We start from the raw sequence: 11827 nt of genomic DNA, 5'->3' as shown, positions 1-11827 counted from the left end.
ACGCGCCGCGACCGCGGCCGCCGCACCCGCACCCGCCGTCGCTCCGCTGATCGCCGCGGCCGTCGCCGCGCAGCCTCCCGTCGTCGTCACGACGCCGTCGAGCGCGTTCGGGACCTCGACCGCGCAGACCTCTCTCGCCGGCGACCCCGCCGACGCGGCGCCCCATGCCGTGCCGGTCGATTACCCCATGTCAGCGACGGTGCTGCAGGTCGAGCTCTCCGTCTCCGCACCGTCGGCGCCCGCCGTTCCCGCCGAGCTCGAGTCGCTCGCGCCGTCGGCAGCCGGATCGGCCGCGCCGGTCGTCCCCGTTCCCTCCCCTCTCGCCGGGCTCACCGGGCCGCAGCGGGTCGCGCCGCAGGCAGCGCGCGCGACCGCGCCCGAGCATCCCGCACCCGCCTCTCCCGCTCCCGTCTCGGCGGCCGCGACCGCCGTAGCGACCGGCTTCGACGCGCTGCTCGCGATGGCTCCGCCGCCCGAGCCCGGGACCGCGGCCGCTCCCGTGACCGCGGGCTCCGCTCGCGTCGCCCCGCCGTTCGCACAGTCCGCCGAGACCGCGGCTCCCGCGCGCGGCCGCTCGTTCGCCCAGCCCGCCTCGGGCGAGCCCGGCTCCGCCGACTTCGGACCCATGGGCCGCGCCTGGCCCGGCTCGGTCGCGACGCCTCCGCAGCGGACGGCGCGCGCCTCGTCGGGTGCGGCGTGGATGCTCGCGCTCTCGCCCCTCGTCGGCCTCGTCGTCACCGTGCTCGTGCTCGCCGACCAGCTCGCGCTCGCGGTTCCCGCTCTCGCGCCGGTGCTCGCGCCCGTCAGCGGAGCGATCGCCGCCGCGCTCGGGCTCCTGCCGGCCGCCGTCGCGCTGTTCGCGCCGCTCGCCGTCGGCGTCATCGGCGCGCTCATCGTCCTCCTGCTCGCGGCCGCCGACTCCCGCGCCCTCGCGACCGCCGGTCACGCGAAGCGGCCGCCGGTCGTGCTCGCGCTGCTCGGCCCGCTCGTCTACCTCGCGGTGCGCGCGATCATGCTGCGCCGCGCGCCGGGCGGTCAGGCTCCGGCGTGGGTGAACCTCGCCCTCTCGGTCGTCGTCGGCGCCGCGACCGCCGCGGCCGTGGTGCTGCTCCCGTCGGTCGCCACGGGCGACCAGCTGCGGATGGTCGAGGGGCTCATCGCGCAGGATCTCGCGGCGCAGGGCGTGGCCGCGACGATCTCGTGCCCCGACGGGGTGCTCTTCGGCGTCGGCCAGAGCTTCACGTGCGAGGCGCGCGACGACCTCGGCGTCGTCGGGCTCTCGACCGTCACCGTCACGGGCCCCGCCTCGGTGGAGTGGACGACGCAGCTCGCCGCCGCTCCCGCCGAGTAGGACGCCGCTCGCAGGCGCAGACCGCCCGCACGGCTCAACCCCGCGGGGCTCGACCCGCACTGCTCAGTGCCGCGGCTCGGCCGCCCAGCGCGCGACCTCGTCGAGCACGAGGGGGTCCTCCAGCACGCGGAAGTGCCCGACGAGCGGCAGCTTGACGTTCGTCGCCCCGTCGAGCCGGCTCGAGCCCGGGATGTATTGGTCGAACGCGCTGAAGATCGACACGATGCGCCCGTTGACCTCGGTCGCTTGCGCGAGCGAGCGGATCACCGGCCGGTCGGGCGCGAACTCGCGCCACGCCGAGACGGTGTAGCGGGCGAGCGGTGCACCCGGGAAGGGCGTGTTGATCGCGATGAGCCGCGAGATCCGCTCGTCGCGATCCTCCACGGTCATGAGCTGCTTGCCGATGAGCCCGCCCTTGGAGTGCCCGACGATGACGACGTCGCGCAGATCGAGCTCCTCGAGGTGCTCGCGCACGAGAGCCGCGGTCTCCTCGATCGGATGCCGATTGAGCCCGAGCCGCTCGAGGAAGTGCACCGGATGCCCCTCGGCGGTGAGCCGGTCGCCGATCGCCTCGAGGTAGTGCCAGGTCTCGAACACGCCCGGGATCAGCAGCACTGGCGCAGCACGACCCGTGCCCGGATCCGGCGGCGTCGAGCCGATGCGGATCGACCGCCAGCGGCTGCGCGCGACGAAGCCGTAGTCGCGGATCACTCCCCCGGTTCGCTCGAGCATCCCGTCATTCTGGCCCCAACCTCCGACAGCCGTGCAGGGGCTTGCGCCGCACGGCCCGCCCCGCCCTAGGGTCGATGCATGGATGACTCCCGCGAGACCGGCACCGGCACTCCCGACGCGATCGTCGTCGGCTCGGGCCCGAACGGCCTCGCCGCGGCGGTGACCCTCGCCCGCGCCGGCCTCGAGGTCATGGTGCTCGAGCGCGCGTCGACGATCGGCGGCGGCGCCCGCAGCGGCGCGCTGACCATCCCGGGCTTCACGCACGACCTCGGTTCGGCGGTGCATCCGCTCGCGCTGTCGTCGGGCTTCTTCCGGCGATTCGAGCTCGCCAAGCGCATCCGGATGCTCGTCCCGGAGATCTCGTACGGGCATCCTCTCGACGGCGGAGCCGCGGGGCTCGCGTACCGCGACCTCGAGCGCACGGCCGAGGCGCTCGGCGCCGACGGCCCGGCGTGGCGGCAGCTGTTCGGCCCGCTCGTGGAGAACGCGCACCACATCGCGCAGCTGACCGGCTCGCCGCTGCTGCAGCTGCCGCGCCACCCGCTCACGACGCTGCGGTTCGGGTTGCGCGCGCTCGAGCAGGGGCTTCCGTCGTGGAACCTGCGCTTCTCGGAGGAGGTGGGCCCCGCGATGCTGTCGGGGCTCGCGGCGCACTCGATCCAGCCGATGCCGAGCCTCTCGACCGCCGGCGCCGCCCTCGCGCTCGGCACGACGGCGCACGCGCGCGGCTGGCCGATCCCGGCGGGCGGGTCGCAGGCGATCACGGATGCCCTCGCCGACGATCTGCGCGCGCACGGCGGCTCGATCGTCACGGGTGCGGAGGTCGGCGACATCCGCGAGCTGCCCGCCGCCCGCGCGGTGCTGTTCGACACGAGCCCGCGCGCGCTCTCGCGCATCGTCGGCGAGACTCTGCCGAAGCGGTACCGCGAGCGGCTCGAGGGCTACGAGTACGGCAACGGCGTCGCGAAGGTCGACTTCGCGCTCAGCGGTCCTGTGCCGTGGACGAACGAGGAGCTGCGGACGACGCCGACGCTGCACGTCGGCGGCTCGCGCGAGGAGATCGCGGCGGGCGAGGAGGAGGTCGCCTCGGGCGGGCACCCCGAGAGTCCGTACGTGCTCGTCGCCCAGCCGAGCGTCATCGACCCGAGCCGAGCGCCGGAGGGCCAGCACACCCTGTGGGCGTACACGCACGTGCCGCACGGATCGACGGTCGATCGCGAGGAGGCGATCATCGCCCAGATCGAGCGCTTCGCACCGGGCTTCCGGGAGCTGATCCGGGCATCCTCGAGCCGGACCGCGGCGCAGATGCAGCAGCAGAACGCGAACTACCTGGGCGGCGACATCGCGGTCGGTGAGCCCACGTTCGCGCAGCTCGTCGCTCGGCCGGTGCTGTCGACCGACCCGTGGCGCACGCCCGCGAAGGGCGTCTACCTGTGCTCGTCTGCGACGCCGCCGGGGCCGGGCGTGCACGGTCTCGCGGGGTACTACGCGGCGCGGTCGGCGCTCAAGCACGAGTTCGGCTACAAGATGCACCCGTATCTGGGTACGGGCGATCCGGGCGCGGGCGCGCCCTCGGCGGGAGGTGCGTGATGTCGGTGACCGTGCGCGAGATGGATTGCACGCCGGAGGCGGTGTTCGCGGTGCTGGCGGATGCGTGGGTGTTCCCGACGTGGGTGGTCGGGGCGTCGCGGATGCGCGACGTCGACGGCGACTGGCCCGAGGTGGGGTCGAAGCTGCATCACTCGTTCGGGCTGTGGCCGCTCGTGATCGACGACCGCACGGAGATGGTCGAGTGGGATCCCCCGCGGCGCGCGGTGATGCAGCCGGCTGGGTGGCCGCTCGGCGAGGCGCGGGTCGAGATCGATGTGAAGCCGCGCGGCTCGGGTTGCGTGGTGCGGCTGGTCGAGTTCGCGGTGCGCGGCCCGGGGCGGCTGGTGCCGACTCCGGTGGCGGATGCTCTGCTCGCGGTGCGCAATCGCGAGACGCTGAGCCGGCTCGCCCACATCGCGGAGGGGCGTGAGGGCAACCACGAGGCGCTCATCACGGGTCAGGGCGAGGAGGCCCTGCCGGAGCAGGTCGATGGCGAGGACGGCGAGGCGGTCGACGCGTCGGCGTCGGGGTCGCCGTCGACTGGCTAGCCGGCGGAGCCCGCTGAGCCGACGGGCGGCTGCGGGACTGATCCTGGTGGGTCGGGTCGCTGCGGGGTGATGGGGCCGTAGTAGCCGGTGGCGCCGCCGCGGGGCGGCTGGTTCTGGGCCCAGCGGTGGTAGTCGCGCATGCCGCGGGAGACTCCGACGCGGATGATGCCGTAGAGCAGCAGGAGCGTGATGGCGGTGCCGACTGCGGCGAGGATGACCGGCAGGAGCAGGCCGGTCATGAGTCCGAAGTCGGGGCTGTACATGGGGTGATTCTCCGTCGCGGTCGGGGTGCGGGCGCGGAGGCGCGCGGGCTGCGCGGTTCGGTCGGTCGCGGTGAGCGCTCGCCGCTTTCGTCAGCGCCCTGCGTCGAGCACGCGGAGGAAGGCGCTGAGTTCGGCGACGCCGGCGGGGGTGTGCGGCAGGTGGTCGGCGAGGGCGGGCGAGTGGACGAGGTAGGCGGCCCACTGGGCGCGCGAGATGGCGACGTTGAGCCGGTTGCGGTTGAGGAGGAACTCCATGCCGCGCGGCGCGTCGCCGGGGTTGGAGGCGGCGAGGCTGACGATCGCGATCGCGGCTTCCTGGCCCTGGAACTTGTCGACGGTGCCGACGCGCGTCTCGTGATGCCCGGCGCCGTCGAGGGCGAGGCGCAGGGTGTGGACTTGCGCGTTGTAGGGGGTGACGACGATGACGTCGCGGGCTTCGAGCGGGCGGCTGCGGCCGGCGGGGGTTTCGTGGTCGTCGGGGCTCCAGGCGGTGCCGATGAGTCGGTCGATGAGGTCGACGACGGCGGCGGCTTCCTCTGTCGATTCGGTGTCGTTGCCACTGTGTTCGACGGGGACGGGGTGGAGGCCGGGCGGGACTCCGTCGAGGTAGCGGCGGGAGGCGGCGGGGTGCGCGTGGAGGCGGCCTTCGTAGGAGAGGTCGCTGACGACGGCGGCGAGGGCGGGGTGCACGCGGCGGGTCTCGGCGAGGAAGTAGCCGAGCTCGGGCGGGAGGACGTCGTGGCCGTCGCTGAGGTAGCCGAGCGCGCTGCCGTCGATGGGTTCGGGGTGGGTGCCCTGGCTGACCTGGGGCAGCTGCTGCGGGTCGCCGAGGAGGAGCAGGCGACGCGCACTCATGGATGCGGCGATGGTGGCGGCGAGGGAGTACTGGCCGGCTTCGTCGACGACGAGGAGGTCGAGCTCGCGGCGGCCGACGCGGCCAGGGTCACTGAAATCCCAGGCGGTTCCGCCGATGACGTAGCCGCTGGTCTGGCCGGCGGCGTAGGCGCCGAGCGACTTGGTGCCGTTGGGGAGCACGGTGTAGCGACGCAGCGCGGTGCTCTCGGCGTGGTCGTCGCCCGCGCGCGCGGCTTTCGCGACCTGGGCGGGCGGGAGCCCGGCTGCGACGACGGTGTCGAGCATGTGCTCGACGGTGGCGTGGCCTTGCGCGACGACGCCGATGCGCCAGCCGTGGTCGGCGGCGAGGCGGGCGACGACGCGCGAGCCGAGGTAGGTCTTGCCGGTGCCGGGCGGGCCCTGCACGGCGAGGTACGAGTCGTCGAGGTCGAGCAGGCTCGCGACGACGGCGCTGATGCGGTCGGGCTCGCCGTCAGCGTCGTCCTCGACGGCTGCGAGCGGCCCGCCGCTCGCGGTGACGGGCGGGCGGCGCAGCAGGAGGTCGACGACGGCGTCGCGCGGCAGGGCGGGCGCTGCGGTGACGAGTGCGGCGCCCCATTCCTCGATGGCGGGCTTCTGCTTGCCAGGGTCGGGCGGCGGACCGGGGATGAGGGCGATGGGGACGTCGGCGTAGGGGTCGACGGGCTGGCCGGTGGCGGGGTCGGTAGCGAGCGTCTCGGTGATGACGACGCTGTCGTCGTCGGCGCCGGTGAGGGCGATGCCGCGGGCCGGGCGCGATCGCGGGTCGCGCCGGTTGAGCGGTAGCGGGGCGGGATGCTCGTACACGGCGAACGGGCCCGTGCGCGTGCTGACGCTCACGCGCGACCCGGGTGCCCACTCGCCGACGAGCCGCACGTGCCGGCGGAGTGAGCGCTGCTTGCCCGTCTTGCCCCAGTCGGTCTGGGTGTGGGCGCCGTCCGGGTCGACCAGGAAGACGTCGCGCGTGTCGGCCCACTCGTCGAGGGAGCTGGCGAGGCGGTCGAAGTGCTCCCACCAGAAGGTCTTGTGCTCGCGCCGGTGGTAGTCGATCGCGGCGGCTGCGTAGTGGTAGAGCCGCTCTTCCGGGGTGCGGTCGGGCTCGACGCCGTGCGTGCCGTCGGGTCGGGCGGCGAGGGCGATGAGGTCGTCGTGGAGCGGCGAGGCCTCGATCTCACGCTCGGGCGGCGCGTCGTCGAGCGTCGAGCCGTCGCCGCCATCGCCCGGGTCGTCACTCTCGGGCCCCTCGCCATCCCCACCGGGGCCGTCGCCCTCTCCCCCACCTCCGCGCGGGTAGGCGCGAAGCCAATCGGCGAGCTTGCGCGTGCTGACGCAGTCGACGCGGTTGTACTCGGCGATGTCGTCGATGATCGCCTGCGCCTCAGCCTCCTGACCGTTCTCGCGCAGCTCGCGGGCGCGCACGTACTCGGCGACCGAGTCGCCTCCCGCGGCGACTGCGGCACCTTCTCGCGACTCCGGCCAGTAGAGCGGTTCGAGCTTCTTGATCGAGTAGCTCGCCGACCCGATGCGGAACGCGCGCTTGACGACCGTGTAGAGGTCGACGAGCACGCCATCGCGGAGGAGCTCGTCGACGATCTGCTCGCCGACCCCGTGCCGGGCGGCGAGCTGGCGCAGGTGGGTGCGCTCGTAGGCGGCGTAGTGGTAGATGTGCAGGTCGGGGTGCTCGGCGCGTCGCTGCTGCACGTCGTCGAGGAAGGCGATGAGGGCATCCCGCTCGTCGGCGAAGGTGTGCGCCCAGTAGGGGGTGAAGACGTCGTTCGCGTCGACCATGCCGAAGAGGTAGTCGATGCCCCAGCGCGCGGGGTCGCCCTCGGTGTAGAGCGGGTCGCCTTCGAAGTCGAAGTAGAGGTCGCCGGCGCTCGGCGGGGGCAGTGCGGCGAGGGCGGCCGCGTCCACGAGCTCGACGGGGGGCGGGGCGCCTGCGCCCTGCGCGGCAGCGGCGGCCTGCAGGCGCGCCTGGAGTCGGAGCCCCTCGAGCGTGCGGGCGGGCATCCCGTCGATGGGGCCGGTGGAGTCGGCCAGCTCGCGCACCGTCGTGATGCCGGCGGCGCCGAGGCGGCTCCACTGCTGGCCGCGCAGGCCGGCGACCTGCCAGACGTCGTCGTGCTCGACGATGGCCGCTTCGCACCACGCGCACTTGCCGCAGTGGGCGACGCCGTTGTCGCGCCACGGCAGCACCGCGTCGGCGCCGACGCGCTCGCGCAGCAGGGCGTGCATGCGGGCGCGCTGGCGGCGGTGCACGGGGGCGATGTCGACGAGGCGGTGGATGCTCGTGGCGCCGGTTCCGAGGATCAGCCCGGTCTCGTCGTCGACGGGCACTCCGAGTCGCTGCAGCTGGTCGGCGTAGGCGGCGAGCTGCAGCAGGGCGGTGACCTTCGCCTTGCGGGCGAGCTTGCTGTCGAGCACGCGGTAGACGCCGTCGCCGCGGTGCTCGAGGAAGTCGGCGAAACCGATGAACGCGAGCCCGGTTCGGTCGTCGAGCTCGGGGCCGTGCTCGGGGTCGAAGAAGGTGCCCTGCGTGACCATGTCGGTGCGCGCGCGGAGGGCGGCGACGGTCTCGGTCTGGCGCTCGAGGTAGGCCTCCGCGCTCATCGCGTCGGCGCGCGGGATGTCGACGAGCGTGCCCGATTGCCGGTAGCGGTCGACGAGCCGCGCCTCGTGGGCGTGGCCCATCTCGATCGTGCGCTGCATCATCGCGTCTGTGGCCTCCTCGACCTTCGCGATGCGGCCGAGCAGTGCGTCGACCGTGCGGCCGAAGCCGAACTCGCAGCCCGCGGCGCTCGTCAGGTCGCTCGCCGAGGTGACGAGCATCCGCCCGCCATCGGGCCTGGGGAGGAGGAACATGGGCTCACGCTAACGGCGACCACCGACATCGTCGGGTCGGCGCGTGCGCGTCGGGGAGAACCGGATCAGAGGTCGAGTGCGCGGCGAAGCCCCGCGTCGACATCAGCGAGCAAAGGCGCTGAGAGTCGGCCCACCGGCTCACCGAGGTGGGCGAGATCGAGCGTGACGAGCTGCATGGGCAGGACGACCGAATCTTTCGGCAGCCCGGTGACGGCTGATGGAGCGAAGACCGCCCCCGGCACGCCCGCGAGCGCCGTGTTGCCGGAGACGACCGCGACGACGGCCGTCTGCAGCTGTGATCGCGTGTACGCGTCGGCCTGCACGACCAGCACTGGGCGCCGCTTGGCCGGTGCATGGTCGACGACGGGTCCGAGGTCGACCCAGCAGAGGTCACCTCTACGGATCACCAGTCGTCGTCTTCCGTGAGCGCGGAGAGACGGCCGAGACCGGAGTCGGAGAGCGCGGGATCGGCGCGGTAATCAGCCAAGGCGAGGGCTACGTCGATCTCGCGAGTCTCCTGCTCCTCGCCGAGCTCGTCGAGATAGCGGGCGACGGCTGATGCGTAGAGCTGCGAGCGGCTGATCCCTCGGCTCGCCGCCGCCCGTTCGGCTCGGGTGAAGAGCTCGTCGGGCAGGGAGATCGCCGTCTTCATGCCGAAAGTATAACCCGGTATAACTCTCACGCGGTGGCCGGCCTCCGCGCGACGCCAGTTGGAGTGCTTACTCGGCAGCTCGGATGTACGTCGGTCATGCAATGAGGGTGGCCGACGCCGACCGGGACGTGGCACATCATGCGGATGCTGCGCGCTTGTGCCGCGCCGACCCTCCTGAGGAGGAGCCGATCCCGGGCGCGCGACCGCCGCTACCGCAGTTGGCCCTCCCTCATTCGCGGGGTATCGAGCACTCGTCGACTTCGAAAGTATTGAGGGTCGATCACTACGAAGGAGCCCGGTGAGTCCCGAACCCTTGAGACGCGAGCCCGGCCCCCGCGACTGGAGCCCTACCACCGGCTTCTCGTCGCCGCCCCCTCCCACCTGCCCGCCACCGGCAGCCCGTTGGCAATGGGCCGAGCCGAATCGGTCCGGTGCTCGACCGTTCTCATCCGCCTCCGACCGACGCGCACCGTGGGTAGCTCTTCTCGCGTCCTTCCTCATCCTGTTCATCGCGTTCGTTCCGCAGCGCGGACCGCTCGGGCTCGTCGGCAGCATCGCGCTGGGGCTGGTGGTCACCGTCGGCGCGTTCCAGGCCCGGAAGCTCTACCGGCTGGGCCGGACGAGATTCGTCGCGCCCTCGACCGCCGCGGTGATGCTCTCGACCATCGCCACCGGCTCGCTCGTGATCGCGCTCATCTCAGGGCTCATGAGCACTCCCCTGCCGCACCTCGCCGTGGCGACCGAGCTGGCCCAGTCCCGGTCGTGGAGCATCCCCGCGCCGCCCCCGGCCGCCTTCTCCCCCGCTCTCCCTGCTGCACCGGCCGCGCCGGTGGAACTCACCGCCCCGACTGTCGAGCCTCTGCTCTCCGTGACCTTCGCCAGCGCGGCCGACGAGCAGCGCCATCTCCTTCAGGAGCTCGGAACGGTCCAGTACCTCATCGCGACGCATCACCCTGGCGCTCCGCCCGAAAGCATCCAGGTGAGCCCGACGGGCTTCACCCACGCGACGCCGGAGGGCGCGATCATGATGGCAAAGCCGACAGGCATCGACGGTTGGTACATGGTCCTGCCCAACGACGCGGGTTATGTGATGCAGCTCACGGGCACGCAGTACGGCACACGCGCGACATTCGACTCCGCCACCGGCCAGATCACGCTGGGCTGACGGCGCCGCAACTCACTTCGGCACCGCGTGCCACTCCGCCCCGCGCGGCAGTACAGTCACCCCATGTACCGGCAGATCGCCCGCAACAAGCGGTGGAGCATCCTGCTCATCGCCCTGTTCTGCCTCGCCGTGATCGCGCTCGGCCTCTTCGCGTCGTGGGTGTTCGCCGAGCTGTGGCCGCTCGTGCTGCTGGTGATCGCGTGCCCGCTCTACGTGTGGCAGGCGCTGAGCCACGCGACCAAGTCGGCGGCCGACACCGCCGGGGTGCGCTTCGTCTCGCTCGAGGAGGAGCGGCGCCTGCACCGCATCGTCGAGACGACGGCGATCCGCGCCGGCATCCGGATGCCCCGCATCGGCGTCATCGATGAGGATGCCCCCAACGCGTTCGCCGCCTCGCTCAGGCCGGGCGATGCCGTGCTCGCCGTGACCCGCGGAGCGCTCGAGCTGCTCGACGACTCCGAGCTGGAGGCGGTCGTCGCCCACGAGGTCTCGCACATCGTCAACCAGGATGGCCGCGTCACCCTCACCGCCTTCGCCCTCGTCGGGTCGATCGTGTCGCTCGCGGCGGGGCTGCTGATGCTGGGGTGGGCGATGATCCGGTCGGTGATCCCCGAGTTCAAGTTCGGGCTCGGCCTCATCAACGGCGCGATCGGCCTGCTCCTGCTCCTCCTCGGAGCCGCCGCCGGCATCGTCGGCTTCCTCATCGGCCCGCTCATCACGTCGGCGGTGTCTCGTCGCCGCGAGTTCCTGGCCGACGCGAGCGGGGTGGAGCTCACGAGGTTCCCCGACGGACTCGTGCGCGCCCTCACCAAGATCGAAGAACGCGGCGGGATGCTCGCCCGCCCCGTGCCGGAGGTGGCCGAGCTCTTCATCGTCGACCCGACAGGCCCCAGCTGGTTCGACCGCCTGCTCAGGTCGCACCCGCCGACGTCAGAGCGTGTGGAGCGGCTCGAGGCGATGGCGCGCGAGTTCTAGGCGGACACCGGTCTCTGGCTCGGCTCCGCCCCGGTCACGGCAGAAGGTCGAGCATCTGCGGCCGCGCCTTCATCGCATGGATGACTAACTCGTTGCCGCTGTCGAATACGAGCACAACGGTCTCGAGCAGGCGACCTTGGGTGTCGAACCCCAGTCGCAACTGGCGGGATGGGCTCTCATCGTCGAGGTCTTCGACCCACAGAGCCCAGGTTGCCGCAGAGATGGCGTCGGCCTCGAGAACGCCGTGCTTGAGCGCCGAGTTGTGAACCCTCACGCGGCCGGGTGCGTCAGCGCCTCGCGGATGACCTCGGAGCGAGTCTTGCCCTCACGCGCGGCACGAGCATCGAGCTCAGCGATCTCGTCGAGCGTCAGGCGCAGAGCGACCACCTGGGAGGGCTCCGCTCCACGGCCGGGGCGCCCGCGTCCCCGCTTCTTCAGCGCGGCGACGTCGTAGCCCGCTTCGGCCTCAGCGGCCCACGCGGCGATCTGCTCCTCGGTGACCGGCTGCCCGTTGATCGTCTCGTTCTTGGACATGCGCATTATTGTATAACGATAATCGACGCGGTGTCGAGCCCCTGCACAGGTACTGCGTCCTCGCCGTGACCCGCGGCGCGATCGGTCTGCTCCTGCTCCTCCTCGGAGCCGCGGCCGGCATCGTCGGCTTCCTCATCGGCCCGCTCATCACGTCGGCGGTGTCGCGTCGCCGCGAGTTCCTGGCCGACGCAAGCGGGGTGGAGCTGACGAGGTTCCCCCGACGCGCTCGTGCGCGCCCTCACCAAGATCGAAGAACGCGGCGGGATGCTCGCCCGGCCGGTG

The 11827-nt window shown here is 72.6% G+C and carries 12 protein-coding genes and 1 pseudogene; 5 read left to right on the top strand and 8 right to left on the bottom strand.

Annotated features, from left to right (window positions below; genetic code table 11):
* Positions 1–1351 (top strand): annotated as a pseudogene (locus Q7T15_RS01185) (hypothetical protein); the annotation flags it as partial.
* A 63-nt stretch (positions 1352–1414) separates the two neighbouring features.
* Here the strand turns inward: Q7T15_RS01185 and Q7T15_RS01180 are convergent.
* Entirely contained in the window at positions 1415–2083 is a 669-nt protein-coding gene (locus tag Q7T15_RS01180; RefSeq protein WP_304692448.1) for a triacylglycerol lipase, read from the bottom strand.
* A 78-nt stretch (positions 2084–2161) separates the two neighbouring features.
* On the opposite strand from Q7T15_RS01180, the gene Q7T15_RS01175 reads away from it, so the two are divergent.
* Positions 2162–3673, top strand: a complete 1512-nt coding sequence (locus tag Q7T15_RS01175; RefSeq protein ID WP_304692447.1) for an NAD(P)/FAD-dependent oxidoreductase — start codon at positions 2162–2164, stop codon at positions 3671–3673.
* 20 nt (positions 3674–3693) lie between these two features.
* Entirely contained in the window at positions 3694–4221 is a 528-nt protein-coding gene (locus tag Q7T15_RS01170) for an SRPBCC family protein (protein ID WP_370689068.1), read from the top strand.
* On the opposite strand, the gene Q7T15_RS01165 is transcribed toward Q7T15_RS01170, so the two are convergent.
* The 4 genes from Q7T15_RS01165 to Q7T15_RS01150 all read right to left on the bottom strand — a co-directional run bounded on the left by Q7T15_RS01165 (position 4218) and on the right by Q7T15_RS01150 (position 8871).
* A complete protein-coding gene (locus Q7T15_RS01165; protein WP_304692443.1) occupies positions 4218–4484 on the bottom strand; it encodes a hypothetical protein in 267 nt (88 codons plus the stop codon). The genes Q7T15_RS01170 and Q7T15_RS01165 overlap by 4 nt on opposite strands.
* Before the next feature lie 90 nt (positions 4485–4574).
* A complete protein-coding gene (locus Q7T15_RS01160) occupies positions 4575–8219 on the bottom strand; it encodes a bifunctional RecB family nuclease/DEAD/DEAH box helicase (protein WP_304692441.1) in 3645 nt (1214 codons plus the stop codon).
* A 65-nt stretch (positions 8220–8284) separates the two neighbouring features.
* A complete protein-coding gene (locus tag Q7T15_RS01155; protein WP_304692439.1) occupies positions 8285–8626 on the bottom strand; it encodes a type II toxin-antitoxin system PemK/MazF family toxin in 342 nt (113 codons plus the stop codon).
* On the bottom strand, positions 8623–8871 hold the full coding sequence (locus Q7T15_RS01150) for a hypothetical protein (protein ID WP_304692437.1): 249 nt from the start codon (positions 8869–8871) through the stop codon (positions 8623–8625). The genes Q7T15_RS01155 and Q7T15_RS01150 overlap by 4 nt, the downstream gene beginning before the upstream one ends.
* Positions 8872–9439: 568 nt before the next feature.
* Between Q7T15_RS01150 and Q7T15_RS01145 the strand changes: the two genes are divergently transcribed.
* Together Q7T15_RS01145 and Q7T15_RS01140 are read left to right on the top strand one after the other, a co-directional pair.
* A complete protein-coding gene (locus Q7T15_RS01145) occupies positions 9440–10036 on the top strand; it encodes a hypothetical protein (protein WP_304692435.1) in 597 nt (198 codons plus the stop codon).
* Between the two features lie 63 nt (positions 10037–10099).
* Complete coding sequence (locus Q7T15_RS01140) at positions 10100–11011, top strand: M48 family metalloprotease (RefSeq protein WP_304692433.1); 912 nt, start codon at positions 10100–10102, stop codon at positions 11009–11011.
* A 34-nt stretch (positions 11012–11045) separates the two neighbouring features.
* Here the strand turns inward: Q7T15_RS01140 and Q7T15_RS01135 are convergent, their stop codons facing one another.
* The 3 genes from Q7T15_RS01135 to Q7T15_RS01125 all read right to left on the bottom strand — a co-directional run.
* Positions 11046–11285: a hypothetical protein gene (locus tag Q7T15_RS01135; protein ID WP_055898800.1), complete on the bottom strand. Its 240-nt coding sequence runs from the start codon at positions 11283–11285 to the stop codon at positions 11046–11048.
* Positions 11282–11545, bottom strand: a complete 264-nt coding sequence (locus Q7T15_RS01130; RefSeq protein WP_055898797.1) for a ribbon-helix-helix domain-containing protein — start codon at positions 11543–11545, stop codon at positions 11282–11284. The genes Q7T15_RS01135 and Q7T15_RS01130 overlap by 4 nt, the downstream gene beginning before the upstream one ends.
* Before the next feature lie 5 nt (positions 11546–11550).
* Positions 11551–11827, bottom strand: a 277-nt coding sequence (locus Q7T15_RS01125; protein ID WP_304692426.1) for a hypothetical protein, incomplete at its 5' end; no start/stop codon positions are given.

The sequence above is a fragment of the Microcella sp. genome, from assembly GCF_030645145.1.
Taxonomy (GTDB): Bacteria; Actinomycetota; Actinomycetes; order Actinomycetales; family Microbacteriaceae; genus Microcella.
The sequence above is the reverse complement of the archived record's forward strand: the minus strand, read 5'-3'. Positions and strand labels throughout refer to the sequence as shown.

What these genes read in the sequence shown, in the direction of transcription:
- Q7T15_RS01180 (WP_304692448.1), bottom strand. Translation starts at nt 2,083, where the DNA reads ATGCTCGAGCGAACCGGGGGAGTGATCCGCGACTACGGCTTCGTCGCG.
- Q7T15_RS01175 (WP_304692447.1), top strand. Translation starts at nt 2,162, where the DNA reads ATGGATGACTCCCGCGAGACCGGCACCGGCACTCCCGACGCGATCGTC.
- Q7T15_RS01170 (WP_370689068.1), top strand. Translation starts at nt 3,694, where the DNA reads ATGGATTGCACGCCGGAGGCGGTGTTCGCGGTGCTGGCGGATGCGTGG.
- Q7T15_RS01165 (WP_304692443.1), bottom strand. Translation starts at nt 4,484, where the DNA reads ATGTACAGCCCCGACTTCGGACTCATGACCGGCCTGCTCCTGCCGGTC.
- Q7T15_RS01160 (WP_304692441.1), bottom strand. Translation starts at nt 8,219, where the DNA reads ATGTTCCTCCTCCCCAGGCCCGATGGCGGGCGGATGCTCGTCACCTCG.
- Q7T15_RS01150 (WP_304692437.1), bottom strand. Translation starts at nt 8,871, where the DNA reads ATGAAGACGGCGATCTCCCTGCCCGACGAGCTCTTCACCCGAGCCGAA.
- Q7T15_RS01140 (WP_304692433.1), top strand. Translation starts at nt 10,100, where the DNA reads ATGTACCGGCAGATCGCCCGCAACAAGCGGTGGAGCATCCTGCTCATC.
- Q7T15_RS01130 (WP_055898797.1), bottom strand. Translation starts at nt 11,545, where the DNA reads ATGTCCAAGAACGAGACGATCAACGGGCAGCCGGTCACCGAGGAGCAG.